This is a genomic window from Brenneria izbisi, assembly GCF_025840185.1.
GTDB classification, from domain to species: domain Bacteria; phylum Pseudomonadota; class Gammaproteobacteria; order Enterobacterales; family Enterobacteriaceae; genus Brenneria; species Brenneria izbisi.
In genome coordinates this window covers 94,894-120,790 of sequence record NZ_JAMPJU010000004.1, presented here as the reverse complement: position 1 = coordinate 120,790, position 25,897 = coordinate 94,894, and the positions used below count along the sequence as shown (strand labels likewise).

The 25,897-nt window shown below is 55.3% G+C and carries 26 protein-coding genes and 3 tRNA genes; 11 read left to right on the top strand and 18 right to left on the bottom strand.

Annotation, left to right across the window (positions count from 1 at the left end):
- The first annotated feature begins 4 nt into the window (after positions 1 to 4).
- The 5 genes from NC856_RS07460 to NC856_RS07440 are packed head-to-tail and all read left to right on the top strand — an operon-like array spanning position 5 to position 4,699.
- Entirely contained in the window at positions 5 to 934 is a 930-nt protein-coding gene (locus NC856_RS07460; protein WP_264089794.1) for a type II secretion system F family protein, read from the top strand.
- A 60-nt stretch (positions 935 to 994) separates the two neighbouring features.
- The gene (locus NC856_RS07455) at positions 995 to 1,795 is read left to right on the top strand and encodes a tetratricopeptide repeat protein (protein WP_264089793.1); all 801 of its coding nucleotides are present in this window, start codon (positions 995 to 997) and stop codon (positions 1,793 to 1,795) included.
- Positions 1,776 to 2,276, top strand: a complete 501-nt coding sequence (locus NC856_RS07450; protein WP_264089792.1) for a TadE/TadG family type IV pilus assembly protein — start codon at positions 1,776 to 1,778, stop codon at positions 2,274 to 2,276. The genes NC856_RS07455 and NC856_RS07450 overlap by 20 nt, the downstream gene beginning before the upstream one ends.
- Positions 2,273 to 2,893: a TadE/TadG family type IV pilus assembly protein gene (locus tag NC856_RS07445; RefSeq protein ID WP_264089791.1), complete on the top strand. Its 621-nt coding sequence runs from the start codon at positions 2,273 to 2,275 to the stop codon at positions 2,891 to 2,893. The genes NC856_RS07450 and NC856_RS07445 overlap by 4 nt, the downstream gene beginning before the upstream one ends.
- A gap of 15 nt (positions 2,894 to 2,908) precedes the next feature.
- Positions 2,909 to 4,699, top strand: a complete 1,791-nt coding sequence (locus NC856_RS07440) for a TadE/TadG family type IV pilus assembly protein (protein WP_264089790.1) — start codon at positions 2,909 to 2,911, stop codon at positions 4,697 to 4,699.
- 79 nt (positions 4,700 to 4,778) lie between these two features.
- Here NC856_RS07440 and NC856_RS07435 read toward each other — a convergent pair whose 3' ends face one another.
- From NC856_RS07435 to budA, 4 genes are all read right to left on the bottom strand, one after another.
- Positions 4,779 to 6,245 carry an alpha/beta hydrolase gene (locus NC856_RS07435; protein ID WP_264089789.1) on the bottom strand — a complete coding sequence of 489 codons (1,467 nt, stop codon included), beginning with the start codon at positions 6,243 to 6,245 and terminating at the stop codon, positions 4,779 to 4,781.
- 138 nt (positions 6,246 to 6,383) lie between these two features.
- Positions 6,384 to 7,172, bottom strand: coding sequence for a siderophore-iron reductase FhuF (gene fhuF / locus NC856_RS07430; protein WP_264089788.1), 789 nt, complete (start codon positions 7,170 to 7,172; stop codon positions 6,384 to 6,386).
- A gap of 114 nt (positions 7,173 to 7,286) precedes the next feature.
- Positions 7,287 to 8,966: an acetolactate synthase AlsS gene (alsS, locus tag NC856_RS07425; RefSeq protein ID WP_264089787.1), complete on the bottom strand. Its 1,680-nt coding sequence runs from the start codon at positions 8,964 to 8,966 to the stop codon at positions 7,287 to 7,289.
- A 35-nt stretch (positions 8,967 to 9,001) separates the two neighbouring features.
- Complete coding sequence (gene budA / locus NC856_RS07420; RefSeq protein WP_404802314.1) at positions 9,002 to 9,784, bottom strand: acetolactate decarboxylase; 783 nt, start codon at positions 9,782 to 9,784, stop codon at positions 9,002 to 9,004.
- Between the two features lie 128 nt (positions 9,785 to 9,912).
- On the opposite strand from budA, the gene NC856_RS07415 reads away from it, so the two are divergent.
- Positions 9,913 to 10,806 (top strand): LysR family transcriptional regulator, encoded by an 894-nt coding sequence (locus tag NC856_RS07415; protein WP_264089786.1) that lies wholly within the window; start codon positions 9,913 to 9,915, stop codon positions 10,804 to 10,806.
- A 121-nt stretch (positions 10,807 to 10,927) separates the two neighbouring features.
- Entirely contained in the window at positions 10,928 to 11,215 is a 288-nt protein-coding gene (locus NC856_RS07410; RefSeq protein ID WP_264089785.1) for a DUF1435 domain-containing protein, read from the top strand.
- Positions 11,216 to 11,261: 46 nt separating this feature from the next.
- On the opposite strand, the gene NC856_RS07405 is transcribed toward NC856_RS07410, so the two are convergent.
- The 4 genes from NC856_RS07405 to NC856_RS07390 all read right to left on the bottom strand — a co-directional run bounded on the left by NC856_RS07405 (position 11,262) and on the right by NC856_RS07390 (position 12,671).
- Positions 11,262 to 11,348, bottom strand: a tRNA-Leu gene (locus NC856_RS07405).
- A gap of 64 nt (positions 11,349 to 11,412) precedes the next feature.
- Positions 11,413 to 11,499, bottom strand: a tRNA-Leu gene (locus NC856_RS07400).
- Between the two features lie 67 nt (positions 11,500 to 11,566).
- Positions 11,567 to 11,653, bottom strand: a tRNA-Leu gene (locus NC856_RS07395).
- Between the two features lie 112 nt (positions 11,654 to 11,765).
- Positions 11,766 to 12,671, bottom strand: coding sequence for a LysR family transcriptional regulator (locus tag NC856_RS07390; RefSeq protein WP_264089784.1), 906 nt, complete (start codon positions 12,669 to 12,671; stop codon positions 11,766 to 11,768).
- Between the two features lie 115 nt (positions 12,672 to 12,786).
- Between NC856_RS07390 and NC856_RS07385 the strand changes: the two genes are divergently transcribed.
- Complete coding sequence (locus tag NC856_RS07385) at positions 12,787 to 13,779, top strand: aldo/keto reductase (RefSeq protein WP_264089783.1); 993 nt, start codon at positions 12,787 to 12,789, stop codon at positions 13,777 to 13,779.
- A gap of 3 nt (positions 13,780 to 13,782) precedes the next feature.
- Here the strand turns inward: NC856_RS07385 and rsmC are convergent, their stop codons facing one another.
- A complete protein-coding gene (rsmC, locus tag NC856_RS07380) occupies positions 13,783 to 14,829 on the bottom strand; it encodes a 16S rRNA (guanine(1207)-N(2))-methyltransferase RsmC (RefSeq protein ID WP_264089782.1) in 1,047 nt (348 codons plus the stop codon).
- 177 nt (positions 14,830 to 15,006) lie between these two features.
- On the opposite strand from rsmC, the gene NC856_RS07375 reads away from it, so the two are divergent.
- Both NC856_RS07375 and rimI read left to right on the top strand, forming a co-directional pair.
- Positions 15,007 to 15,444, top strand: coding sequence for a DNA polymerase III subunit psi (locus NC856_RS07375; protein ID WP_264089781.1), 438 nt, complete (start codon positions 15,007 to 15,009; stop codon positions 15,442 to 15,444).
- A complete protein-coding gene (gene rimI, locus NC856_RS07370) occupies positions 15,389 to 15,832 on the top strand; it encodes a ribosomal protein S18-alanine N-acetyltransferase (RefSeq protein ID WP_264089780.1) in 444 nt (147 codons plus the stop codon). The genes NC856_RS07375 and rimI overlap by 56 nt, the downstream gene beginning before the upstream one ends.
- A gap of 17 nt (positions 15,833 to 15,849) precedes the next feature.
- On the opposite strand, the gene NC856_RS07365 is transcribed toward rimI, so the two are convergent.
- Genes NC856_RS07365 through NC856_RS07335 form a run of 7 tightly spaced genes read right to left on the bottom strand, consistent with a single transcriptional unit; the run spans position 15,850 to position 22,215 of the window.
- Positions 15,850 to 17,040 (bottom strand): ABC transporter substrate-binding protein, encoded by a 1,191-nt coding sequence (locus NC856_RS07365; RefSeq protein WP_264089779.1) that lies wholly within the window; start codon positions 17,038 to 17,040, stop codon positions 15,850 to 15,852.
- A complete protein-coding gene (locus tag NC856_RS07360) occupies positions 17,037 to 18,089 on the bottom strand; it encodes a CobW family GTP-binding protein (RefSeq protein WP_264089778.1) in 1,053 nt (350 codons plus the stop codon). Before NC856_RS07360 ends, NC856_RS07365 begins: the two co-directional genes overlap by 4 nt.
- Positions 18,089 to 18,388, bottom strand: a complete 300-nt coding sequence (locus tag NC856_RS07355) for a hypothetical protein (protein ID WP_264089777.1) — start codon at positions 18,386 to 18,388, stop codon at positions 18,089 to 18,091. The genes NC856_RS07360 and NC856_RS07355 overlap by 1 nt, the downstream gene beginning before the upstream one ends.
- Before the next feature lie 16 nt (positions 18,389 to 18,404).
- Positions 18,405 to 19,151: an SDR family NAD(P)-dependent oxidoreductase gene (locus NC856_RS07350; protein WP_264089776.1), complete on the bottom strand. Its 747-nt coding sequence runs from the start codon at positions 19,149 to 19,151 to the stop codon at positions 18,405 to 18,407.
- 9 nt (positions 19,152 to 19,160) lie between these two features.
- A complete protein-coding gene (locus NC856_RS07345; protein WP_264089775.1) occupies positions 19,161 to 19,937 on the bottom strand; it encodes an SDR family NAD(P)-dependent oxidoreductase in 777 nt (258 codons plus the stop codon).
- A gap of 18 nt (positions 19,938 to 19,955) precedes the next feature.
- Complete coding sequence (locus NC856_RS07340; protein ID WP_264089774.1) at positions 19,956 to 21,296, bottom strand: MFS transporter; 1,341 nt, start codon at positions 21,294 to 21,296, stop codon at positions 19,956 to 19,958.
- A gap of 37 nt (positions 21,297 to 21,333) precedes the next feature.
- Positions 21,334 to 22,215: a polysaccharide deacetylase family protein gene (locus NC856_RS07335; protein WP_264089773.1), complete on the bottom strand. Its 882-nt coding sequence runs from the start codon at positions 22,213 to 22,215 to the stop codon at positions 21,334 to 21,336.
- Between the two features lie 498 nt (positions 22,216 to 22,713).
- On the opposite strand from NC856_RS07335, the gene NC856_RS07330 reads away from it, so the two are divergent.
- Positions 22,714 to 23,721 carry a GntR family transcriptional regulator gene (locus tag NC856_RS07330; protein WP_264089772.1) on the top strand — a complete coding sequence of 336 codons (1,008 nt, stop codon included), beginning with the start codon at positions 22,714 to 22,716 and terminating at the stop codon, positions 23,719 to 23,721.
- Between the two features lie 134 nt (positions 23,722 to 23,855).
- Here the strand turns inward: NC856_RS07330 and deoD are convergent, their stop codons facing one another.
- Both deoD and deoB read right to left on the bottom strand, forming a co-directional pair.
- Positions 23,856 to 24,575 carry a purine-nucleoside phosphorylase gene (deoD, locus tag NC856_RS07325; RefSeq protein WP_264089771.1) on the bottom strand — a complete coding sequence of 240 codons (720 nt, stop codon included), beginning with the start codon at positions 24,573 to 24,575 and terminating at the stop codon, positions 23,856 to 23,858.
- A 64-nt stretch (positions 24,576 to 24,639) separates the two neighbouring features.
- The gene (gene deoB, locus NC856_RS07320; protein ID WP_264089770.1) at positions 24,640 to 25,863 is read right to left on the bottom strand and encodes a phosphopentomutase; all 1,224 of its coding nucleotides are present in this window, start codon (positions 25,861 to 25,863) and stop codon (positions 24,640 to 24,642) included.
- Between the last annotated feature and the right edge of the window lie 34 nt (positions 25,864 to 25,897).

Genomic DNA, 25,897 nt, shown 5'->3' with positions numbered 1-25,897 from the left:
CGTCATGTTACTTCGACTCTTTCCCGTATTGTGCGCCCTGATCGGCGTCGCACTGTATCTCTATGCCCGCGCCAGCCGACGCGCCCGCCTGGTGGAACGGATGCAGTACGAAGTTCGGCGTAAAAACATCCAGCCGCAAACGCGCGGCTGGCAACACCATAACGCGCTGCGCCGATTGATGGCGATGTTGCACCACCTCGGACACCGGGCGCCGTTATTCAATGCCGCCCAGCGGCTGGAAATATCGCATAAGCTGGTGCGCGCGGGCTTCCGGGGGCCAAAAGCGTTGCTGTTGGTCATTGCGTTATCGTTGATTTCATCGTTCGCGCTGCTGGCGCTGGTTATCGTGCTGTTCTGGCCTCTGCTGGCGGACCAATCGCTATACAGCGTGCTGCTGTGCCTGCTGGCCCTCTATCTCGGCACCTTGCTGCCACGTATCGTGCTCGACAGACTGGTCGCCAGACGTCAGCACATCATCCAGCAAAGCCTGCCGGATGCGCTCGATCTCTTGGTTATCTGCACCAACTCTGGATTGGGGTTGAACAGCGCCATCCAGCGGGTCGCCGAGGAAATGGCGCTGGTTTGTCCGGTGCTGGCTGACGAATTGCGGCTGACATCCGGCGAACTCCAAATCAGCAACGATACCGAAGCCGTACTCAATCGACTGGTGAAACGCACCGGGCTGGAATCGGTCAAGACACTGGTCAATACGCTGCTGCAATCGCGTCAATATGGCACCGCCATTACGCAAGCACTGCGCATCCTGGCCCGCGCCGAACGCACCACCCGCATGATGCGTCTGGAAGAGGCTGCCGCCAAACTAGCGGTAAAAATTACGCTGCCCATGATGTTATTTATTCTGCCCACCGTCTTGATCGTCGCCGCCGGCCCCGCCGTGTTGGGAATTATCGAATTTTTCGCCACACAGTATTGATCACGCATGTAGTACGGATAACTCACGTAGTAAGGATAACGACAGACAGATAAGGTAACCATGATGGACAAAAAATATCGTGCAATGATGCTCTTTTGCCTGCTTGCCTCGTTGACGGGCTGTCAGGCGTTGTCTCAACCTGATAGTGAACGCAGCAAACAGCCAGTCAGCCTGAAATCGGATCAGAGCGAACTAAATATCGCCGCCAGCGCCTTGAAAAGCGGCGATCTTGAGGTCGCCGGGTCAATTTATCGTCGTTTTACCCAGACGAATCCCGAACAGCCCGCGGGCTGGCTGGGTCTGGCCGACACCCACTTTCTATCCGGCGAACTGGAAACCGCCAGTAAAGCCTATGCAACCGCACAACAGTTGGCGCCGAATAACATCGACGCGTATCTGGGCCAGGCGCGCATTCTGCTCAGACAGCGCCAGTTTACGCAAGCCATTGAGCGCTACCAGACGATCCTGACGCGTTTTCCCAATCACCCGCTGGCATTATCGGGACTGGGAGTCAGCCATGATCTGACTGGCGAACACGCTCAGGCACAAAGCATCTACCGGCGCGGATTAAAACAGCATCCCGATGATGCGGCCTTGCGTACCAATCTGGGGCTGTCGCTGGCGCTGGAAGGTAAGGCGCGCGAATCGATAAACATCCTGCTGGGCGTCAATGGCATTACCAATACGCTGCCGCAGGAGCGGGATAATCTGGCGTTGGCCTACGGCTTGTTGGGACGGGACGACGCGGCGGAAGAGATTCTGACAGCCAGTCAACCGCGCGACATTGTGCAGGATAATCTGACGTTTTATCGCTATCTGCGCCAGAACCTGGAGCAATCCGATGTTAAAGCGTTGCCTTAATGGACACCAGTGGTGTCGGCGCCTTCGTCGCGGACAACGCGGTATCGCCGCGCTGGAGTATGCGCTGATCGCGCCGCTGCTGTTCGCCGTGCTGTTCGTCACCATCGAAGTCACTTTCATCATGCTGGCGGACGCGCAGTTGGACACCGCCGCCAACCGGATTGCGCGCATGGGGCGTATCGGCATCAACGGCGATTGCCGCCAGACGGTACAAGCCGTGCTGGACGATACGCTTTCGCCCTGGGTTCGTACCGCCAGGCCATCTTATATCGACGTTAAAATCTACCGGCCCGGCGATAATACGCCCTTTCCCGATTGGGAGGAGGCCGATTATCAGCCGGAATGCGATGACGGCGCGCGAGGGGATATGGTGATCTATCGGCTAGGTTTCTACCGGCCAGGGATGACCGGCTTGATTTCCTGGCTGGGCGGTGATCGCATACGTTTTGAACGCGTCATTCTGATCCAGAACGAACCATGAAAAAACATCTACGTACCCTATGTTTACGCCTGAAAAAAAATCGCCTCTGGCTCGCCAGACGAGGCGCGGTGGCAATTGAAGCGGCGTTGATCATCCCTCTGGCGGTGTTCATCGTCATCGGCAGCATGGAACTGTATCACTACTTCAGAACCGCGTCGGTGGTGGATCGCGCCGCGTTCACCATCGCAAACAGTCTGTCCATGCAGCGCGAGTTGAACGATAACCAGCAGTGCCGCCTGGCAAACGATATCTGCACTTACCACACCATCGCGCAGGATCTGATGACGCCGCTTGATTACCGTCGCTACGGCGGCATGGTCATCAGCCTGTACGCCACGGATACCGACAGTACCGGGACAGCCGTCTGGCGGACAACACCTGAATGGCAAAGAGTTTATCAGGGCGAGCAAAACACGCATCCCGTCGCCGCCACACTGCGACCGCCCGCTAATTTCCCACAGCCGTCGGCCAATGACTCGGCGATCGTGGTCGAGGTGTTTTATCGCTACACGCCATTCACGCTCACTTCCGCCTTCTGGCAGGAATTGGGAGGGGAACAGCAATTGACGGCGCGCGCCTTCTACCGGCCACGGTTTAGCGACTTACCCATCAAGTGAAGGATGACACCAAAGATGGCCACATTACGACAAATAGGGCGGAAACTGCGCCGCGACCAGCGGGGCGCCGCCGCGCTCACCTACCTGATCTGCTTCCCTGTCATCACGCTGGCGCTGCTGAGCGCCATCGACTTTATCCGTTACAATATGGCGCAAAGCAAACTGCAAAATGCGCTGGACATTACGGTGCTGTCGGCTGGGCGCAATCTGGACCATTTTACACCCAATGCGAGCGCTGAGGCCGAATCCGCCTGGCGTCAGGATGCCATAAGTTATTTTTACAGCAACATGCCGAAAAATTTTCTCGGCAGTACCATCGCGGAAGACGACGTGAGCATCGACTACAGCGAGGAAAGCAACGATCAGAGTCAGGCAACCGGACAACTGGTGCATATGACCGCCAGCGGTACGCTGCCGTTGCTGATCACCGGTTATCTGAATCAAACCGCTTTCAGACTGTACGCCGAAAACAAAGCGGTGCGCCGTACCCGCAGCGATATTGAAATGGTGCTGGCGCTCGACCATACCGGTTCAATGAGAGGCAATAAAATTGAAACCTTAAAAAAAGCGTCCGCGGATCTGGTGGATAAGGTGCTCGGCGCGGCGGATAACAGCGGCAAGTTGGACAAGACATTTATCGGCATCGTTCCGTTTGCCGATACCGTGTATGTGGGCAATGAAAACGATGAAAGACGCTACTGGCTGAATACCGAGGCGCAACAGTATCCTTACATTCAATCCGGCAGCGTTTGGGATGGCTGCGTGCTAGAGCCTTATGATGGCGCATTCAAAGCCGAGCCGGGGTTGCCGGGACGGTTTACGCCTCTGATGACATGGGGTACGAAAACCTTCACCCCAGAGAAGATGGCGGAAAAACTGGGCAGGAAAAGTGACGAGATTAAACTCCTCTCCGTCAGCAGCGAGCGGATTATCGATACCCGACAGGTCGGCGACACGCTCGTGGCGCGGTTTGCCTTTCCGTCACGCTATATACAATATGGCAACAGCAATACCAACTGTTCTTCCAGCCGTGCGATGGCGTTCCTGAACAACGAGGCCGCCAGACTGAAAGAGAAAATTACTGATTTGAGTATTGATGGCCGAACCATCATTCCGCTGGGTCTGTTGTGGTCGTGGCGCATGCTGGATCCAAACTGGCGTGGAAACTCAGGCTGGGGAGATGATTTAAAACCGCGTGATGAGACACCCGGTCTGATCAAAGTTATTGTACTGCTCACCGATGGCAATAACGGTCTGGACCCGCTCGATCCGAACAATACCCGCAACCATTATGACGACGTCGCTATTGACGCCGAGCCGATCGCCGTCAGCTACACCATCAATTATCAACTCACCCGCGGCAATGAAACACAATCAGGTAGTTATCAGGATACGCTGGCAGGTTTCAGCAATGATAAGCATCTGCTGGATCGTTACTTTTCCAATAGCTCCGATTTCAGTTCCCTGCGAGTCGGCAGTGAGCAGGAGATGAATAACAATTCGACAGCCATCGTTCCCTATGGAAAATTGTATCAGGGACGCAATAATAGGCAGGACTGGCAGGTAGGTAATCAGACGCTGAATAAACTCACCGCCGATCTGTGTGAAAACATCAAGCGCCAAAATATCATGATCTATACGGTGGTTCTGGGCGACGGCATCAATGACAGAACCAAGTCGCTGATGCAGACGTGCTCCAGCGGCGTGCAGGGCGGTTATTATTTCGACGCCACCAATGTCAACGATCTCCCCACCGCCTTCTCCAGCATTGCCAACTCATTGACTGAACTGCGTCTGATTGAATAACCCCGTCAGCCAGGGTACCGGTGCCGTTTCCTCCGCCCTGGCGACTCAAGGACGGACGGAGGTGGACGAAAAACGCTGGCTATTGCGGAATTTTTTCTTCGATACGCTGTATCAGATAAGGAAAAAACGGGTTGGAGGAGAGACGCAACAATGTATCCAGATCAACCACCAGCGCTGAACGCTCGCCGCGGGCGGCAATCATCCCCAATGGCAAACCAAACTCATGGGGATTTTGCGAAAAACGCCCGTACAGCGCGTCCGAATCGGGAAAAGGCAGCGCGATATGCGACAGTGAATAAACATCCGGCGGATAATCAATCGCTAAATCACGGGAACGTTCCCGCGTCATGCCGGCGGCGACATCAAACGCGATGGCTTGCGCGCTGTCGGGCGAAGCGTTGGTAATCACCGTGGTGTCGTAGCGGCGAGGAGCCGGAGGCAGCAAGTGGCTGATGGCGTTATTGGCGGAGTCGCGTAATAACAAGCCAAAACTGATAGTGCGATTGACATCAAACAGCACCAGTTGGCTGCCGTTAGCAGGCAATAAATCATAAAACGCCGTAATAACCGCTCTGGTGCTGACGGTAAAATCCATCACCGATTGAAACGTCAGCACCGGCGGCAGTTCAGCCAGCGCCTGACGTTGTGCTTTGCGGGTCAGTTGCCGTTGCAGTTCGTGCGTCAATAGCCATGACTGGCGTGCGCCATTCACCGGAAATGAATTGTATTTGAACGGGTTAAACTCCGGCAAAATCCCCAGCCAGGCGGATTTGGCGAACGGCGGGAAAATTGCCGGCAGCCCGGCTAAACCGGCAAAACGGGCGTAGCTGGTAATGCCGATCATCGGTGAAATCAGGATCAGTTGATCCGGGCGAGCCAGCGTCGTGTCATCCAACGCATCCAGCGCATATTTCAGCGCCAGCGCGCCGCCATTGGAAAAGCCGACAATGTGCAGCGGCAAAACGCGGCCTGACGCCGCGCCAATATAACGCCCCGCTTCACGCACCGCCAGCCGCGTCGCGGCCAGCCAATCCTGCCAACGAACATCCGTCAGGGCGCCCGGCACCGTACCGTGCGCCGGTAAACGGATCCCCACCACCACAAAACCGCGCTGACGATAACGCTCGGCGACATGCCGCAGGCTATAAGGCGCATCGGTTAAGCCATGCAACAGCACCACCGCGCCTTTCGGCGCGCCATCCGGCATCAGTTTATAAGAACGGTTCCAGTCATGTTGGAATTTCCCCGGATAAACCGGGCTGCCGGAAAAATAGCGGTTAATGGGCCGTTGCTCATCCGCGTCCAGCGCCTGCGTCACATGCTGATTCACCTGCTGAAACAGGCGTTTTTCCGCCCGCAGATACGCCGCCCAATCCGCGTTATCCAACTCATCCGCTGAAAGCTCATCAGGGACATAGGTGTGCCAGAGCGCCAGCGGCGGGCCGCTCTGGGTATCGTAAACCCGGATCGCCAGCAGCGTCAGCGCCACCACAGCAAAAAGAATGACAACCCGTTTGATCACCCGCCTGACAGATTTGAGCATCATGTTGATTTTCCGTTTCAAGTCCCTGACGAAAGCCGCCCTTTTATCGTGTCCTTTCGCCCACAGAGAAATCAGGATCATAGCAAAAAGACACCCCGGTGAGGATGCCAGACATTGACCGTGCCGGAAAGATCGCTCGTGTTATCCCGCCGTATTGAGCGTACAGTTCAGACATTTTTCCACGCCGGGGATGCGATAGCGCTGGCAGCAACTGCGGCGCTGAATAATCCCCCCGCGCGGGATCACCGTGCGATAAAGCGGGTTGTCGCCGCCATCAAGCAGCGAAGGAGAAAAGAACAGATGGTTTTGCACATCGGTAAGCACATCCTGCGGCAGACACGCCGCCAGTTCCCCCAAAAACCAGTGCATCAGGTAACCGGTATTGTTCCACACCAATTTGCCGTTCAGCGCGCCAAAACCATCCAGCGCCGTCACCACCGGGATGAGGTGCTGATGCAACAACATTTCCAGCCGCTGGTGTGGCGACGGGCCGATATCAGCGGCAACCTGCGTAGCGATATAAAACGCCGCCGGACGACCGGTAGGATGAAACTCAACGTAAATGCGCGCCCATGAGCAATCCAGCGCCGCCGTGTGCTTGAGCAGCACGAGCATCAATGGCGGAACCACTAGCCCGACATACCACTGCGCCCACAACGATTGCAGCGGCTTTTCCTCGCGCGCCTGATCGGGGCAGGCCCGGTATAACTCATCGCCATAGCGTTGCAGCAACTGACGAAACACCACGGGCCGCGACCATTCCGCCAGCGTAACGGCGTCTGGCGGCGGCGCTTCGCCAAATTTGATCGTATCAAGGCAATCAGGACGATACTGGCGCAGGATAGCATGCAATGCATCCGCCAATTGCCGATCACCGGCGGGAAAGACCGCCGGTTGCGCAAGGCGGGTGATATTTTTAGCTATGGGCATAAGAAAATATCGGCATAAGAAAATGTTCCGCTAAACGAAATGATAACGATTAGCAATACTACTTATATTCATTTGCGATAACAAATCCCGCCTCGCCCGGTTACCGGCGCATATTCATATCAACATACTGATATTCAGGTTCTCCATCAGCCAATGGTTATCAGAATAGTCCACCGGTATCGCGATCACCGACGGTCCATTCACGTCCATCGCCTGATGCAACTTGCTGACCAGTTCATCGGCGCTTTCCACCGCAAACCCTCTGGCGCCGAACGCTTCCGCATAGGCTTTGAAATCGATCGGGCCAAACCTGACCCCCGATGCGCGGTGATATTTTTTCTGCTCCTGCATTTCCACCATATTGTAGGCGTTATCCACCCAGATAATATGCATCAGGTTACTGTTCAGGCGCACGGCGGTTTCCAGTTCCATACTCGACTGCATAAATCCGCCGTCGCCGGAAACCGACACGATTTTCCTGCCGGGTTGCACCAGTGAGGCGGCAATCGCCCAGGGCAGCGCGACGCCCATAGTTTGCTGCCCGTTGGTCATCAGGATCTGACGGGCGCGAAAGCTGTACAGATAACGCGCCAGCCAAATGTGGAAGCTGCCCATATCCACACACAGCGTCACGTCATTATTGACGATATCCTGCATGACCCTGACCAGACGCAACGGATGGATTGCAAACCCGCCCATGTCGATCGCCCGCGTGCTTAGATCGTGGCGCTGACGACAACGCTCTTCCAACACCGCCAGTGTCTGGGAAGAGAGCGGCAGCGGCGTGTCGATACACGCGCTGAGCGCATCAATGGTCAGGGCGATATTGCCGAGCAACTCATAATCAGGCCGATAGGCGCTGTCAATCTCGGCGCGCAACACGTCAATGTGCACCAGCGTCGCCTTGCCGCTGTTCCATAGCATAGGATCATATTCCACCGGACTGTAACCCACAGTGATAATCAAATCCGCCTGCTGCAACAGTTTGTCGCCCGCCTGATTGTTGAACAGCCCAATCCGTCCGGCAAAATGGTCGAAATGCGCCTGATCGATAACCCCGGCTGCCTGATAGGTGCTGGTTACCGGCAAACGGCTGTGGTGTAAAAAACGCCGCAGCGCCTCGGCATTCTCCGGCTGACTCGCCATCAACCCAAGCAACAAAACCGGATTTTTCGCCTGACGCAACAGGCGGGACGCCTCGACAATATCATGATGCGGCGCGCCATTGAGCATCGGCAGTGTCGGACAAACCAATACCTGACTGACCACCGGTTCGTTGATAATATCCTGCGGCAAGCTGATGAACGCGGCGCCGGGACGTCCCAGTTCCGCCGCGCGGAAAGCATTGGCCAGCACCTCAGAAATGGCGGATGACGCGATGATTTCCGCGCTGAACTTGGTCACCGGCTTAAACAGGCTGACGGTATCCAAGCTCTGGTGCGTCAACTTGTACTTGTCCGCCCGTTTGACCGCGCCGCCCAGCGCCACCACCGCATCCCCTTCCGATGTTGCCGTCGCCAGTCCGGTAACCAGATTGGAACATCCCGGCCCGGAGGTGACCAGCGTTACACCGGCTTTGCCGGTCAGACGCCCTATCGCCGCCGCCATAAAAGCGCCGTTTGCCTCATGGCGAACCGGAATGGTCTGGATCGGGGAATCCTCCAGCGCATCAAAAACGCGGTCGATTTTGGCGCCGGGGATGCCAAAGATATGTTTAACGCCCTGTTGTTCCAGATGTTTCACAATCAGAGAAGCACCACAGTCCCAACTGCATCGCTCGATTGATTTTTCCATAATATGACTCCGATGAAATAACGACCACTGGCCAATTAACTTTCCACTGACTGGATAACGCTATTGAGATTTTCAGATGACAGATCGGCATTGAGAAAATCCCGATCCAGCGGTAGGTCGATAATCAATTTGGCAATCACGCCAAATGTCAAAATCCCTTTTTCCATTTCATAATCAAGGATGTGTCCGCCGCCTTTGCGATCGTCGGTAATGAAGTGTTCATGGTAACCGGCAACATTGATTCCCTGGGTATAGGCGGGACTGCGGAAACCGATTACGCTGCCGCGACAGTGTGCAAAATGGAAAGTCGGCTGGCTGGCAATCGCTTCCTGCATCGGTTTATAGGGCCGCTCCTGCCGTGGCACAGTACGGGTTTCCACGTAACGAAAATCGCCATTTATCCGCAGGGCGCAAAAGAGATTGTCCGTGTCGATCCGCTCGTCGATTTTCTGGTGCAGGTTGTCGCGATCAATAGGCTTGTCGAAGCGGATTTGCTCCGTCGGACGAAAGAACGTCATGACGGCGAACGGCGTCTTCTGCTCCGGACGCGCCATGCGCGCGCTGCCATCGGCGCGCAACTGGAAAATCTGGCTATTGAGGGCGACCAATTCCCCATCCAGATTGTTAAATGTTCCTAATCCAAAATCGCCATGTTGCAGCAGTTCGGCGATGGTCCGGTTGCCTTCATATACGCCGTTGATAAGCCCGCTCATCAACGACACCTGATAGATAACGCACTCTGGATGCTGGCACTGGTGGGTTAATGCATAATCCGCGATCTCCAGCACACAGGGATCTCCGTCCATATTCTCTTGCATATCTCCTCTCTTGCGTGGTTTATTACTTAAATTTTTCTAACTTTTTTTTAAGATTGACGCGGAAATGTACAAAATTCCAATATGTAAATATTGTTATTTCGAGATCTAAAAAATATGGAGCCTGGTAAATGGAACTACGTTATTTGCGTTATTTTGTCGCCGTCGCCGAAGCCAGACATTTCACCCGAGCCGCGGAAAAGCTGGGCATTTCGCAACCGCCGCTGAGCCAGCAGATTAAAAAGTTTGAACAGGAGATCGGCACGCCGCTGTTTAAAAGGCTGACGCGCGGCGTGGAAATGACCGAGGCGGGCAAAGCGCTATATAAAGACGCACGCCAGATCCTGCAACAGACGGATATGGCGCTCGACAAAGCCAAAAGCATTGCCCGTGGCGAGAAAGGCAGTTTTAATGTGGGCTTTTCCTCGTCAGCGTCTTTCCATCCGGCGGTGCTGGCGTTGCTGTATGCCTACCAGCATCGCTATCCGAACGTACTGGCCATGCCGCAGGAGGACAACGCCCCCACGTTACTGACGGAACTGCATGACAGAAACATTGATCTGGCTTTTCTGCGTCTGCCATGCAATGTGGGCGACGATGTGAATGGTGAAATTCTGACGGAAGAGTCGATGCAGTTGGTACTACCGGCAAATCATGTGTTGGGCAGGAAAAAACGCATTCAGTTGAGCGAACTGCGACAGGAACCGCTGATCATTTTTCCGCGCGATGTCTGTCCGGGATTGCACGATATGATCATCCGCTCCTGCTATCTGTCCGGCTATGAGCCGAAACTTAGTCAGTTCGCGCCTCAGCTACCCGCGACGATTGGTATGGTAGCGGCAGGATTTGGCGTAACCATCGTCCCCGCCTCGCTATCCTGCATCAAAGCCGATAACGTCACCTACCATGAAATTGACTTGCCGCACATCACGACGCAAATCGCGGTTATCTGGCGCAAGCACGAGCGCTCCCCTGCCGTTCAGAACATGATCGCCCTGCTGCGTGGACAGTTACGGCACCATTGAGGTCACAATGTCGACCATTGCCGCTCCTACAACGCCTAGGCGTGTGCGCCAAAAAACTGGTAATTGATATAAATTCTTATATGATATTGGTTATCATTATCATGTTTGGCGGTGATAAAAAATGCTGACAGCAATGATTACCGCGTGCGGATTGCGGGGAGTAAGCGGGTGTATGGGAAAGCATCTGTCCAGCGCCTGGGGCGTATTACTGCCCTGCGCGATCATGCTATTACTGGCGATGCAGGGTCTCAATCTGCTACATCTTAAATTGATTATCGCCATCGCTTTGCTGGCAACTCTGCTCATGCTGTTTCATCAGCGTTTGCGACACTATCTGTTACTGCCATCATGCGTGGCGCTGTCAGGCGGACTGGCGGTGGTATCGATTATGTTCAACACGCTGGGATAACATCAGCAAGAAAATAGCATCAAAGCAGGAAACATCAAGAAAGGATTGGTGCGAAGAGAGGGACTTGAACCCTCACGCCCGTTAAGGCACTAACACCTGAAGCTAGCGCGTCTACCAATTCCGCCACCTTCGCACAGAAAAAGCTCAATTCGTATCGACAGTGCCATTCGAGTGACAACATAATTCGGGTCACAACATGGTGCGAAGAGAGGGACTTGAACCCTCACGTCCGTTAAGACACTAACACCTGAAGCTAGCGCGTCTACCAATTCCGCCACCTTCGCAATAATGCTGTGCGATACAAATGGTCGTGGGACACGATAATTGTCGTGCAACACGTTAATGGTGATATGGTGCGAAGAGAGGGACTTGAACCCTCACGCCCGTTAAGGCACTAACACCTGAAGCTAGCGCGTCTACCAATTCCGCCACCTTCGCAAACCTGTCCGCATTACGTTACGTAATGCCACCACGGAGGCGAATTCTAGAGGTTTTACCGTTAAGGTCAATGATTATTTCCCCGAAAATGCGGGAGTTGCTGCAAAAATCATCATCTCACGACAGTATCATGCGCAAAGCATTCACTAAGCCATTCAATGAATACCCGAATCCGTGGCGCAAGAAAACGTCCGGGCGGATACATCACATATAGCGGCATATCCGGCGCAGGGGCGTCTTGCAATATTTCCACCAGTTCGCCGCTGTCCAGCCACGGCTGTAAACCATGGCGCGGCGCCTGAATCAGCCCTAATCCGGCGCGGCAACCGGCAATATAGGCATCAGCGCCGTTCACCTGCAATTTTCCCGGCAACCTATATGTCATCCGCTCGCCGTTTTGCATGAATTCCAACGGATAAAGCTGCTCGGAGCGTAATGAAAAATAACCAACGGCCTGATGCCCGGCCAGATCGTCCAATGACAAAGGCGTGCCAAACTGCGCCAGATAATGCGCGGACGCACAGGTTATCTGCGGCATGGGCGGCAGGTGCCGGGTCGCCAGCGAATCATCGTCCACCTGCCAGGCGCGCAGTACGCAATCAACCCCTTCACGCAGCACGTTAATCGCCGAATCATTGGCGCTCAGCATTAATGTTATTTGCGGATAGCGTTGGTAAAACGCCCCCAACGCCGGAATAACCACATCTCTGGCTAACGAATGCGGCATATCGACTCGCACTTTCCCCACCGGCTGGTGTTTGTGGTGGGTAAAAAGCGTATCGGATTCTTCAATCTCGGCCAGCAGGTGGATACAGCGCTGATAGTAAATCCGACCCTCGTCGGTGATCTTCACCTGCCTGGTGGTTCTTTGCAACAGACGCACGCCCAGCCGCGCTTCAAGCTGTTTGATGGTATGGCTTACGGTGGCCCGCGGCAGCCCTTGCTTTTCGGCCGCACGGCTAAAATTTCCCAGTTCCACAATACGCACAAAAATTCGCATCGCCTGAATCTGATCCATGGTCATGTACCATTGTTGTTAATATTTGAACAGTGTTGCACAAAATAGATGATTTATCTTTGCTCGATAAACAACCACACTGATCTGACGGCAAACACATCATGAGGACGGCACAATGTTACAACGTCAATTAGGTCTTAATGGCCCATCCGTTTCAGCGTTAGGTTTGGGATGCATGGGCATGAGCGATTTCTACTTCACCGCCCAGGATGAAAAAGAGTCCATCGCTACGCTGCATCGCGCGCTGGAGTTAGGCGTCACGCTACTGGATACCGCCGATATGTACGGCCCGCATACCAATGAACAATTGGTTGGCAAGGCGATCAAGGGCAAGCGCCAACAAGTTTTTCTGGCCACCAAATTCGGCATTGTGCGTAATCTGAACAATCAGAATGATCGTAGCGTCTGCGGTAAACCGGAATATATTCGGCGTGCGGTTGAAGACAGTCTGCAACGGTTGGGCGTGGAAGAAATCGACCTCTACTATCAGCACCGTGTCGATCCTGCGGTGCCGATTGAAGAGAGCGTCGGTACGCTGGCCGATCTGGTCAGGGAAGGAAAAATCCGTTACATCGGATTAAGTGAAGCATCCGCCGATACTCTGGAGCGCGCCCACCGGGTTCATCCGATCACCGCCTTACAGAGTGAATACTCGCTATGGACGCGGGATGTGGAAATCAGCATATTGCCCGCCTGTAAACGTCTTGGCGTAGGTTTCGTCCCTTACAGCCCGTTAGGTCGCGGTTTTCTGACCGGATCGATCCGCAACACGGATGATCTGGCCGCCGATGATTTCCGCCGCCACAACCCGCGTTTTGTGGGAGAAAACTTTGTCAAAAACCTGCAATTAGTCGATAAAATCAACCAGTTGGCGGCGCAAAAAGGCATCACTTCATCACAGTTGGCGCTGGCCTGGGTTCTGGCGCAAGGCGAACACATTGTGCCGATCCCAGGAACCAAACGCCGTCGTTATCTGGAAGAAAACCTCGCCGCGCTGGATGTCACGCTAACGGCTGAAGAACTGTCCGCCATCGAAGCGTTTTTCCCTTTCGATGCCGCAGCGGGAGAACGCTATGGCAAAGAAAGCATGGCGCAGATTGATGTTTAGAGGTTAACGACGGCCTTTCTTCGCCGTGCGGGGCGGCCGGCCGACCGTGGCCTGGTAAACCTTGAAGCGCCCAGTTTGCGCCAGCACTTCATGGCTGCCAAAGGCCGCGTCCAATAATGCCGGATACGGCAGGAAGGCATTGGCGACAATGCGCAACTGCCCGCCAATCGGCAAATGCGACACCGCGCCGCGAATCAATAGTTCCACCGCTTGCAGACTGGTTTGCAAACCATCATGGAACGGCGGATTGGAGATAATCAGGTCAAAACGACCGGTCATGTCCGAATAAACATTGCTGGCAATGACTTCGCCTTCCAGTTGGTTGGCGGCCAACGTCGCCTTGCTGGATTCAATCGCGCCGGCGCTGACATCGCTCAGCGTCAGGCGGATTTTCGGCGACTGCTTCGCCAGCGAAGCGGCCAGCACCCCCGCGCCACAGGCGATATCCAGCACTTTGCCTTTCATATGCGGCTCAAACGTCGACAACAGCAATTGGCTGCCCGGATCCAGTCCATCGCGACTGAACACGCCGGGCAGGGTTTTCACCGTCACGCCGTCAATAAGGTATTCATCCCACCAGTCATCCAGATTGAAAGTGGTCTGCTTCTCAACCCGTCCATGATAAAGTCCGCAGCGACGTGCGCCGTCAATCTTCGCCAGCGCAGCGAAATCGCCCAGGATATTTTCCGCGCTGCGCACGCCGCTGCGGTTCTCGCCCACCACAAAAATTTCAGCGCCGACAGGCAGTAACGACAGCAGATTGAACAACTGGAATTGCGCTTCCTGCTTGCTCTTCGGCCAGTAATAAATCAGGGTGTCGCAGTCAGCCACCAGCGCGGCATCGGCCAGCAAACCATACTGAACCTGCTCGCCCAACGTCCGGTTTAACTGCTGCCAATGGTGAAATTGCGTGGCGTGGACACGCACATCAGACGCCTCGAACTGCGCTGGAAACATGTCTTGTAAATCACCGGCGAACAGAACCCGGCGTGAGACGAATTCGTCGCTATGGCGCAGTATGACTTCACTGGCAGGGGTTAATGCGGACATCAGACTATAGCTCCTTAATAATTGAACGGGGATTATAGAGCTTTGTTGGCGCATGTTCGATGGGTTTGCTAGCATAAGCCCAATAGATTTCAAGATGCAGCCGGGCGGCCCACGCCCCTGCGACTTGAGAAGTGAAAGGTATAGCGCGGCGTCATCGCGATCCAGACAGGATAAAGCATGGAATCAAGACGTGACTGGATGCTACAACAGTTAGGCATTACGCAGTGGACGCTGAGACGTCCGTCTGCGTTGCAGGGCGAAATTGCCGTCAGTCTGCCCGCGCAGGTCCGTCTGGTGATCGTATCCGCCGAACCGTTGCCCGACGACGCCCCGCTGTTACACGATGTGTTACGTAGTCTGGCGCTGACGCCAGAGCAAACCTACTGTCTGACCCCGCAACAAACCATAATGCTCCCTGAGAACATTCGCTGCCACAGTTGGCGTCTGGGAGTGGATGCGCCGCTTGCGTTGGAAGGCGTTCAGCTAACCAGCCCGGTTTTGACCGAGCTTTCTCAGCGTGCCGACGCCAGGCGCGCGCTATGGCAACAAATTTGCGAACATGAACACGATATCTTCTCTGACGCCTACCGATCTGGCGCAAGCCTTTCAGATTGAACAAGCCAGTCATGCTTTTCCGTGGACGGAAAAGACCTTTGTCAGCAATCAAGGGGAGCGCTACGTCAACCTGAAACTGACTCACAACGGACGCATAGCCGCCTATGCCATTACACAGGTAGTGCTGGATGAGGCGACTCTGTTCAACATCGCCGTTCACCCGGATTTCCAGCGTCAGGGGTTTGGCCGGACATTGCTCGATCATCTCATTCAGGAGATGGAGAAACGCGGCATTCTGACGTTGTGGCTGGAAGTCCGCGCCTCCAACCAACGGGCCATCGCGCTATATGAAAGTCTGGGCTTTAACGAAGTTTCGCTACGCCGCGACTATTACCCTACCGCCGCGGGGCGTGAAGACGCGATCATCATGGCGCTGCCGCTGGGATAATGCGTCGATGTTTCCCGTCAGGCATGAAGAAAATCCTGCCAGCGCCGAACCAGATAGTTGTGTTCATCCATCACCGAATTCCAGACCGCGATGTGGCTCATGCGTTGCGCATAACAGCCACCGTCGCGGCGTTCTCCTTTGGCAATCAAAGGCTCGCCAAACGCATCGGGTAAGGTTTCCAACGCGGGTTGACCGTCGTACCAAAAATTCCATTCCGCCGCCGACAGATAATCCCGGCTGCGCTGCGGATTGGAAATATAATATCCCTGTCTTGCCATCACCGCGCCCGGCCACCCTGACTGCCACCAGTTGAGATACTCATAGGCGACGTCTTTTACTTTCCCTGTCGCACAACGCGACAGCGAAAGTCCGCCGTACCAGGCCCGGTAGCCCTCACGAGGCATCGCCAGCTTATAACCGCTCTGGCGAAAATGGTGGCGAAAGTAAGTCGGCGCCCACAGGCTCTGGATCCCCACCTGCCGATCATCAATCAGTTTACCGGCTTCATCCGGGGTGGCCCAGAATGCGGCAAAATGACCGTGCCGGCGATGGCTGACCAGAATATCCGTCAGTTCGTCAATCTCTTCCAGCGTCAGATTCCCTACGCTGGCAAAACGCGTCAACCCCGCGCCCTGCACCGCCAGCGCCGCATCAAGCGCGCCCATCGCCGCATCATGTTGCAACGCCGCTTGCCCGGTATAAGCGGGATGCAGCAGCCACGCCCAACTCTCTTCTTCGCCGCGCAACGAATCGGGCAACCGGTCGGCGTGATAAGCAAAGCTGTCGGCATTGTGGGTGAGCGGCAGCATGCTGATAAGATCGGCTGGCCGACTGCTAAGGTGATTATCACGCTGGACGTACAGCCGATCAGCCGGTACGCTGCCGTCGCCGGGACGTCCGCCGGGCAGCAGCGAACCCAACTTGGGCAAATTATTGATCTCATCCCAATAGCGCAGACGCTTGATTTCCAGCGGTTGGATCGCGCGCGCCGGCCAGACGAAATCAATATTATGAAACCACTGATCGTACAGGTCGTAGCATTCGGGGTGCATCACCGCGATACGCTGCGCGTCCTCGACGTTATGCGTCAGATACTCAATGTTGACGCCGAGATCCTGCTGCGCCCTTTTACGCAATAGTTCCAGGAGCGTGACCGATGTTCCCAGTACGCGCAACGTGATGTTGGAAGAAGATAAAACCGATGTCATTGCCGGGCCTTTTCGCTGATAAAGGGCTGCTGAAAACGTAGAAAAGCCTGACTGAGCGCTTCCGGTTCAATGCCCCGCATAATAAATACCAGTTGCGACTCGCGCAATGTACCCGGCCATGCCGTCAGATGCTCCGGCGGATGCAGGCTGTGCTGAACGCCGTGGATCACAATGGGCGAGGCGCTTTCATTCACCTTCAGAATTCCTTTCATACGCAGCACCGATTTACCGTGGCAATACAGCAACAGCGACAGCCAGATGACGAAAGCGCTCCAGTTAATCTCTTCCGCCAGCGTAATCACGCAGGTACGGGTTTGCGGATGGCGCGGCTCAGCAAGCGCCGACACATTGCCTGACGCCGTTGATGACGTCGCGTTCCCCATCCAGCGGAACACCTGACGTTTAATCGCGCTGGCGCTCCCGCCCGGCGGCGTGCGCGTCGTAAACAGCTGGTCGGGATGCGCAAGGGCGAGCGCCGTGTCTGCAATCCATGCCAGCGGATTGAGCCGGGCGAGGTACTCCCTGAGCGGCGCCAGGGCGTCCGCACCGACGCGATCGCCTTTACTCAACAACAAGGTATCCGCCGCCGTCACTTGCGTCAGCCATTCAGGTTGATTTTCCGCCTGTTGCCAGGCGTGCTCGGCATCCACCAGCGTGATCAGACTTCCCTGGCTGAAGTGATATTGCAACTGCCGATCATATAACAATGTGGAGAGGATCGGCGCGGGATCGGCAAGGCCGGTGGTTTCCAGCACTATGTGGCTGAACGGCGGCAATTCTCCCCGCGCTCTGCGCTCATACAGATCCAGCAGCGCCTGTTTCAACTCCCCCCGGATCTGGCAGCAGACGCATCCGCTGGGCAGCAATACCGTATCCGGCGCCACCTGTTGCAGCAGAAAATGGTCGATGCCGACCTCGCCGAACTCGTTGACCAGCAGCGCCACATCATTGATGTCCTGACTGCGCAGCCAATGCTGCAACAATGTGGTTTTTCCGCTGCCAAGAAAACCGCTGAGAACATGCACCACCAGCTTTTCTTCCCGACGCATCACTCCCCCTTGCTTTCCAGCGCCGCAAGCCAGCCATCATCCAGCGGATCGAGCGATCGTCTGATGATTTTTTCCGCTTGCGGCCAAAGTTGATCAAGCGTATCGACTATCACCTGTTGTCCCGTCGGCCCCGCCAACATCCAGCGCTGATGAAAGTCATTCAACTTGAGTCCGAAAGGCGCCAGCACCTGGTTCAACACCGCCAACTGCTGTTGCCGTTGCTGATAACGGGGCCGCGAACTTTGCAGCGGATCGCTCCACTGCGGTCCGCTGTCGAGCAAGCCGCAAACTCCGCACATCGTCATTCTCCTTATGTCAGGGCATGACATCGCCGGAATTGGGCCCCAGCGTCTGTCCCACGAACAGATTGCCGCCCGGTTCGCTGGCGAGCAACAACGCCGCCGGCGCCACCTCTTCCGGGCGACCAAAACGTCCAAGCGGCAACGCCGCAGCTTTCGCCTGCTTCCAGGCGCTGCTGATGCCTTCAACCAGCGGGGTTTCAATCGGCCCCGGCGCAATGGCGTTCACCAGTACGTTGTACGGCGCCGCTTCCAGCGCCAGTGACTTGGTGAACCCGATAACGCCTGCTTTAGCGGCCGCGTAATGACACAGTTCGGCGCCGCCTTTGATCCCCAGTTGCGAGGCGATGTTGATAATCCGCCCCCACTTTTGCGCCATCATAATCGGCAGCGCCCGCTGCGAGGCGATAAACACGCTGCGTAAATCCACCGCCATCATCTCATCCCACATCGCCAGCGTGATATCGCCGCAACGCGCCTGAGTCAATATCCCGGCGTTGTTCACCAAAATATCGATACCGCCATAATGGTTGATACATTGATCCACGCCGTGCTGCGCGCCAACCACCTCGCCGACATCGGCAACAGCGCCATGACATTGCGCGCCGAGCGCGCGGCACGCATTAACCACGCCATCCAGACGGGCGGCGTCATAATCGACCAGCAGCAGACGCGCCCCTTCGGTGGCGAACTGTTGCGCAATCGCCATGCCGATACCGCTGGCGGCGCCGCTAATCACCACTTTTCGGTTGTGTAATAGCATCATGTCCTCCTAGTCAGGCCAGCGCACGGTCAGGCCGCCGTCGATAATCAGGCTCTGGCCGGTGATATAGCTGCTTTCATCGCTGGTCAGAAAGGCGATCAGGTTCGCCACGTCTTCAGGCTTGCCCACCCGCCCCAATGGAATGCCGAGCGCCGCCTGCCTTAATCCTGCCGGCCCTAGCGAATTCTCGGCGTCAAGCGACTGCGGCGTTTCGATCAGGCCTGGGATCACCGCGTTACAGCGAATTCCCCTCGGCGCAAGTTCCACCGCCACGGAGCGACAAATCCCCGGTACGCCCGCCTTCGCCGCCGCATAGTGCGCATGATCCTGCCAGCCATAAAACGCTCCGGCGATAGAGGACACCGCGACCAGACTGCCGCCCGTCCCCAGATAGGCGGAAGCTTCGCGGAAACAGCGCATCACGCCGGTTAAATCCACGTTGAGCATGTCGTCCCAGTTGGCGTCGCTCATTTCCCCAATCGGGGAGCGGCGCAGCACGCCCGCATTGGCCACCATGTAGTCGATGCGACCAAAATGCTGGTAGGCGCGGGCGGTAAAAGAGGCCACCGAGTCGGTTGAACCGACATCCAGCGGCAGCCAGATCGCCTCGCCCCCAGCGGCGGCGACCGCCGCTTGCGCCTTGATCGGATCGTGCGGATCAGCCGGGTAGTAGCCTGCCGCGACGCGCACGCCTTGGCGCGCATAGGTTTTTGCCAGCGCCAGTCCGATACCGCTGGCGGCGCCGCTAATCAACGCCACCGGCGAGGAAATTAAGGTTTCAGACATTGCCGTTCTCCTGCGGGGTTATTTCACATCTTCCGCACGCACATGGCGGGCAAACAAAATAATGATGCCGGAAACAAAGCACGGCAGCGCGCCGAACCAGAGCGCGGCCTGCTGCCAGTCGCCGCCACTGCTCAGCGTGCTGGTGGTGCCGATACCGGCGAGGATCGCGCCCACCGGCCCCATTGCGCCAATCAACGCGCCGGCGGTGGCGCGGATCGCGGTGGGAAAGCTTTCGCTGATAAAAAACAATGCGGCGGCATAAGGCCCGATAAGGAAGAACAGACCGATGCTGTACAGCACGACAATGATGGCGAAGCTATCCGGGCTGTACAGCATGCCGGTAAACGCCACGCCGCCCAGCATCCAGCCCACGGCGATGGTATTGCGGCGGCCAAAGCGATCGCCAAGCCAGCCGTGCACCAGATAACCGCAGTAGCCGACCAGATTCGACAGCACCAGGATCAGCAGCGAGTTACTGAAAGAGACATCGTGCGTGCGGGTAATCACCGTCGTTCCAAGTACGCTGAAGATCTGAATGGCAAACCAGTTAATCAGGATAGCGCTGCCCAGCACCAGCGTGGCGCGCAGCGACACACCGCGAAAAGCCGCGCCGAGACCGGCTTGCTGATGTTCTTCATAGTGAATATGGTAGTCCTGTGCCACCTGACGGGCATCATCGACCTGACCGGACTGACGCAACTGACGGATATACTGATGAACCTGAAACTGTGGCGTTTCTTTCAGTTTCAAGGCCAGCACCGCGATCACCAATGACGGCAAGGCGGCGAAAATAAAGCTGCCTTGCCAGCCAATCAGCGGCATCAGGATAGCGGTCAGCGCGGACGCCACCAGCGCGCCTACCGGCCAACCGCCCTGAACCAGACTGTAGATAAATCCTTTGCGCCGATTCAGCCGCGGATCGTCGAGCGCGGCATAAAGCTCCGTCAGATAGGTGGCATTAACCGTTTGCTCGGCATAACCCAGCCCCGCCACCGAGCGAATGGCCGTCAGCGCGCCTTTACCCCATGCGCCGCCCACCGCCGTCAGCAAGGAACAAATCGCCGCGCCGCCCACGGTAATGACAATCCCCAGACGGCGGCCAAGCCGGTCTACCAGCGGGCCGATCGCCAGCGCGATCACCGCGCCGCCGACGGCAACCCAGGTGGCTATCTCAGCCTGTTCAACTTCACTCCAGCCAAAATGATTGCCGATTTCAGGCAGCAGGGTGCCAAACAGAATGAAATCATAGACCGCGAATACCCAGGCAAAGAACGCGATCCAGGTGGCGAATTTTACATCCCTGATGGTCAGTTGCTGGGGTTGCCAGCCATTAATCGTAGATTTCTTATACAGGCTCATTTTTCTATCACTCTTTATTTATTTTGGTGGAAGAAAATTACAGGCCGCGAGGCTGGCGCTGGCGGAAATCATCGGCAATCTCATCAAAGGTCACGAAACGGACACCTTCGTGGCGCTGAATATGTTTAATCAGGCGCTCCAGCATCAACAGCACCTGCGGGCGCCCGGATACGTCCGGGTGGATGGTCATGGTAAAAACCGCGTAATCGTTCTCGCGATAGACCCAATCGAACTGATCGCGCCACATCTCTTCCAGATGACGCGGATTCACAAACCCATGACTGTTAGGGGATTTTTTGATGAACATCATCGGCGGCAAATCATCGAGATACCAGTTCGCCGGGATCTCAATAAGATCAGTCTCTTCACCGCGCACCAGCGGTTTCATCCAGCTATCGGGATGCTGACTGTAGTCAATGCGCGTCCAGCTATCGCCGACACGCACATAATAAGGGTGGAAGTCGTTGTGCATCAGGCTGTGGTCATACTTGATGCCTTTTTTAAGCAACAGTTCATTCGTCACATTGCTGAATTCCCACCACGGCGCCACATAACCGGTCGGACGTTTGCCTGACAGATCGGTGACCAGATCGATGCAGCGATCCAGAATGGCTTCTTCCTGCGCGGGCGTCATGGCGATAGGATTTTCATGGCTGTAACCATGCACGCCAATTTCATGTCCCGCGTCCGCAACGGCTTTCATCTGCTCAGGGAAGGTTTCGATAGAGTGACCAGGAATAAACCAGGTGGTGCGCAACTGATGATCCGCGAACAACTTCAGCAGGCGCGGCGCCCCAACTTCACCGGCAAATAACCCGCGTGAGATATCGTCCGGGGAATCCTCACCGCCATAAGAACCCAACCACCCTGCGACCGCATCAACATCAACACCGAATGCACATAGGATCTCTTTCGCCATGTTATTTCTCCATTACTCGTAATAAGAAAAACAAATGACAGCCGTTAGCGGATACAGACTGAAGGGCTGCCGTTTCGACACTGAGCGACAAACTGGCGGATATTCACCCCGCCTGACGGCAAGGCATAAAAATGCTATTGACGTTATCGCTCACTCCTTACCACTTAAAATGTATCTTTAATAAAAAAATACATTTTTAACCTAGCAAGTAAAATGCCAAAACATAGACGAAGATCATTGGTTTTTGTTCTGATTGCGTGGATATAATCAAAACGCACTGTTATAAAGCGGCTTTTAATCCGTGGATATAATGTGTAAAAGATCATTGCGCAGAGCGAATAATAAATATGCACTAAAATGGATATTTATCATCATGATTCATTATTGTGCGAGCGCACCATAGAAATGCATGTTGTTCACCTGGCAGGAACGAGCAACTTAATCCGGTGGTATGTCATAATGCGGTATTCACTCAGGCGAGGATCAATGAGCCAAAGGATGCTTAACGAAAGCAAAGAGGTAAAAACCGAAGCCCGCGGCGCGGCGCGCTATGAGATGATCCATCAGGCGCTCAGGAAAGCGATAACCGCACAAACCGTACCGGCTGGATTAGTCTTACTGGAAGGGCCGTTAGCCGAGTTGTTTGGCACCAGCCGGGTTCCTGTACGGCGTGCGCTGGGCCTGTTGCATAAAGAAAGACTTATCGCCCGCTTTGAAGGACGCGGATTTATTGTCGCCGCCGAAGATGAGGACGTTGAACCGCAGCGTCTGGCGTTAAACCGCACGATTCTGGGGCTCGATCAAGATCATGCTCTGGTTGATACCCGCAGCGTCGGCGAAAAGGTGTTGAGCGATCTGCAAGAAGCCCTGTCAACCTGCATGGTATTCGGTCATTACCAGCTTAATGAAGGTCAGGCGGCAACCTTTTACAATGTCAGCCGTAATATTATTCGTGAGAGTCTGGTACGCCTGCGCGATCGGGGACTGGTTGAGAAAGAACCTTACTCGCAGTGGCGGGCCGGGCCGCTGACAGCCAGAGAGATCCGGGATCATTATCAGATCCGTGCCTGCCTTGAACCGGCTGCGTTACGTAAAGCCGCGCCTTATCTTGCGCAACACCAGATCATGGAAAATCTGGAACGGCTGGAAAAACTGAAAAGAGGTAAAGTGACTGCCGAAGCGTTGGAGCGGGTTGAGGATGATCTACACCTTTTTTGTCTGGAGCCGGCCGGCAACCGGACGCTGATCGAAATTCTGCGGCAAAGTCAGTCTCCGCTCATCGTGACCCGTATTTTCTATGAGACGCTGGCCATCGCGGTTGATACCGCCACCATCAACGAGCATCGGCTCATCTATGAAATGCTGCTTCAGGAAAGCTGGGAACTGGCGGCAATGAGTCTGCATGAACATCTTGAGCGTGCGCAAATCAGGACACTGCAAAAACTCAAAGTCCTGTCCGTTCTTCCGGTTCCCCTCCTGCCGCCTTATCTGCACAGAATCAGCTAGCGGCGGGTTTTCCCGCAACGTAAGATTCACACACCGGGACAAACCCGACCGGATTGATGCCATTGATAGCAATGGCTGAAACCAGCCACCTTCCTGACGCGGATAGCATAAAGCTATCCGGCGCAGTATGATTTTTAGTCGTTATCGCCCAGCAGAACCGACGCCAGCGCAATCTCGATCATGTCATTGAACGTGGTCTGACGCTCTTCGGCGGTGGTTTGTTGACCAGAGCGAATATGGTCGGACACCGTGCAGATGGCCAGCGCTTTAGCGCCGAACTCAGCAGCGACGCCGTAAATGCCAGCCGCTTCCATTTCCACCCCAAGGATGCCATATTTCTCCATTACATCAAACATTTGCGGATCAGGCGTATAGAAAAGATCGGCGGAGAAAAGATTACCGACGCGAACGGCTACACCCTGTGCTTGCGCCGCATCCACCGCATTACGCACCATGTCGAAATCGGCAATCGCCGCATAGTCATGATCTTTAAAGCGCATACGATTCACTTTGGAATCCGTACAGGCGCCCATGCCGATCACCACGTCACGCAGTTTCACATCGCTGCGCACCGCGCCGCAGGAGCCCACGCGGATGATTTTCCTGACGCCGAATTCGGTGATCAATTCTTTTGCATAGATCGAACAGGAAGGAATGCCCATACCGTGTCCCATCACCGATACTTTGCGGCCTTTATACGTTCCAGTGAACCCCAGCATGCCGCGAACATTGTTCACTTCACGGGCCTCTTGCAGAAAAGTTTCCGCAATATATCTGGCGCGCAGCGGATCGCCCGGCATCAGCACTACGTCAGCGAAGTCACCCATTTCAGCATTAATATGTGGCGTTGCCATGCTCTTATTCCTTATTAATCAACATAAAATAAATCCGTCACACCCAACTGATGCGCCGCGAGTTCTACAGTATCGGTTTGCCATAATCCATCGGGGATAAGCCAAAATATTTCGCCACCGTCTGACCGATGTCCGCAAACGTTTCACGATGTCCATACCCACCCGGTTTCACTTTCGGCCCGTAAATCAACACCGGCACATGTTCACGGGTATGCTCGGTGCCGTGCCAGGTCGGATCGCAGCCGTGGTCGGCGGTCAGGATCAGCATATCGTCCCCGGTCACGCGCGCGAGCATTTCCGGCAGACGACGGTCAAACAATTCAAGCGCCGCGGCATAACCCGCGACATCACGACGGTGACCATATGCGGAATCGAAATCAACGAAGTTGGTAAATACGATGGTGTTGTCTCCCGCCTTATCCATCTCTTTCAATGTGGCGTCAAACAACGCATCGATACCGGTCGCTTTCACTTTTTGCGTAATGCCGACCTGCGCGTAAATATCAGCGATTTTCCCCACCGATACCACTTCGCCGCCCCGCTCATCGACTAGTTTTTTTAATATGGTCGGCGCAGGCGGTTCAACCGCCAAATCGTGCCGGTTGCCGGTGCGCTCGAAATGACCGGGTTTATCGCCGATAAATGGACGCGCAATGACGCGCCCGATGTTATAGCCGCCTTCGGTCAGCGCTTCGCGGGCGATTTCACACAGTTCATACAGTTTTTCCAGACCGAAAGTATCTTCATGACAGGCAATCTGGAATACGGAATCCGCCGAGGTATAGAAAATCGGCTTCCCGGTTTTCATATGTTCTTCACCCAGCTTATCCAGAATGACCGTACCGGAAGCGTGACAGTTGCCCAGATAGCCCGGTAAACCGGCGCGTTCGACCAGCAAGTCCAACAGTTCCTGGGGGAAGCTGTTTTCTTCATCCCTGAAATAACCCCAGTCAAATAGTACCGGCACGCCGGCGATTTCCCAATGACCCGACGGCGTATCTTTCCCGGAGGAGATCTCGCTGGCAAACGCATAAGCGCCGATAATGTCGGCCTGTGCATCCAGTCCGGCGGGGAATGTTCCTGTTGAGGCTTGCGCCGCTTGCCCCAGCCCCAATCGGCTCAGGTTAGGCAAATGCAACGGCCCTTTACGCCCTTGATCGGCTTTGCCTGCCGCACAAGCCTGTGCAATATGGCCCAGCGTATCCGAACCCGCATCGCCAAAACGTTCGGCATCAGCGCTGCAACCAATACCAAACGAGTCGAGTACCATAATATAGGCACGTTTCATTATTCATCTCCTGCGCTGTCAAGCGCTGCAAACC

Bases quoted from the DNA above. Each gene is read 5' to 3' on its own strand.
- NC856_RS07360 (WP_264089778.1), bottom strand. From the start codon at position 18,089: ATGCGTCGGGAAGAAAAGCTGGTGGTGCATGTTCTCAGCGGTTTTCTT.
- NC856_RS07365 (WP_264089779.1), bottom strand. From the start codon at position 17,040: ATGACATCGGTTTTATCTTCTTCCAACATCACGTTGCGCGTACTGGGA.
- NC856_RS07455 (WP_264089793.1), top strand. From the start codon at position 995: ATGATGGACAAAAAATATCGTGCAATGATGCTCTTTTGCCTGCTTGCC.
- NC856_RS07340 (WP_264089774.1), bottom strand. From the start codon at position 21,296: ATGAGCCTGTATAAGAAATCTACGATTAATGGCTGGCAACCCCAGCAA.
- NC856_RS07410 (WP_264089785.1), top strand. From the start codon at position 10,928: ATGCTGACAGCAATGATTACCGCGTGCGGATTGCGGGGAGTAAGCGGG.
- NC856_RS07330 (WP_264089772.1), top strand. From the start codon at position 22,714: ATGCTTAACGAAAGCAAAGAGGTAAAAACCGAAGCCCGCGGCGCGGCG.
- NC856_RS07355 (WP_264089777.1), bottom strand. From the start codon at position 18,388: ATGTGCGGAGTTTGCGGCTTGCTCGACAGCGGACCGCAGTGGAGCGAT.
- NC856_RS07390 (WP_264089784.1), bottom strand. From the start codon at position 12,671: ATGGATCAGATTCAGGCGATGCGAATTTTTGTGCGTATTGTGGAACTG.
- budA (WP_404802314.1), bottom strand. From the start codon at position 9,784: ATGCAAGAGAATATGGACGGAGATCCCTGTGTGCTGGAGATCGCGGAT.
- alsS (WP_264089787.1), bottom strand. From the start codon at position 8,966: ATGGAAAAATCAATCGAGCGATGCAGTTGGGACTGTGGTGCTTCTCTG.
- NC856_RS07350 (WP_264089776.1), bottom strand. From the start codon at position 19,151: ATGCTATTACACAACCGAAAAGTGGTGATTAGCGGCGCCGCCAGCGGT.
- NC856_RS07415 (WP_264089786.1), top strand. From the start codon at position 9,913: ATGGAACTACGTTATTTGCGTTATTTTGTCGCCGTCGCCGAAGCCAGA.
- NC856_RS07375 (WP_264089781.1), top strand. From the start codon at position 15,007: ATGGAATCAAGACGTGACTGGATGCTACAACAGTTAGGCATTACGCAG.
- NC856_RS07385 (WP_264089783.1), top strand. From the start codon at position 12,787: ATGTTACAACGTCAATTAGGTCTTAATGGCCCATCCGTTTCAGCGTTA.
- NC856_RS07445 (WP_264089791.1), top strand. From the start codon at position 2,273: ATGAAAAAACATCTACGTACCCTATGTTTACGCCTGAAAAAAAATCGC.
- NC856_RS07345 (WP_264089775.1), bottom strand. From the start codon at position 19,937: ATGTCTGAAACCTTAATTTCCTCGCCGGTGGCGTTGATTAGCGGCGCC.
- NC856_RS07335 (WP_264089773.1), bottom strand. From the start codon at position 22,215: ATGGCGAAAGAGATCCTATGTGCATTCGGTGTTGATGTTGATGCGGTC.
- deoD (WP_264089771.1), bottom strand. From the start codon at position 24,575: ATGGCAACGCCACATATTAATGCTGAAATGGGTGACTTCGCTGACGTA.
- NC856_RS07435 (WP_264089789.1), bottom strand. From the start codon at position 6,245: ATGATGCTCAAATCTGTCAGGCGGGTGATCAAACGGGTTGTCATTCTT.
- NC856_RS07440 (WP_264089790.1), top strand. From the start codon at position 2,909: ATGGCCACATTACGACAAATAGGGCGGAAACTGCGCCGCGACCAGCGG.
- fhuF (WP_264089788.1), bottom strand. From the start codon at position 7,172: ATGCCCATAGCTAAAAATATCACCCGCCTTGCGCAACCGGCGGTCTTT.
- deoB (WP_264089770.1), bottom strand. From the start codon at position 25,863: ATGAAACGTGCCTATATTATGGTACTCGACTCGTTTGGTATTGGTTGC.
- NC856_RS07450 (WP_264089792.1), top strand. From the start codon at position 1,776: ATGTTAAAGCGTTGCCTTAATGGACACCAGTGGTGTCGGCGCCTTCGT.
- rsmC (WP_264089782.1), bottom strand. From the start codon at position 14,829: ATGTCCGCATTAACCCCTGCCAGTGAAGTCATACTGCGCCATAGCGAC.
- rimI (WP_264089780.1), top strand. From the start codon at position 15,389: ATGAACACGATATCTTCTCTGACGCCTACCGATCTGGCGCAAGCCTTT.
- NC856_RS07460 (WP_264089794.1), top strand. From the start codon at position 5: ATGTTACTTCGACTCTTTCCCGTATTGTGCGCCCTGATCGGCGTCGCA.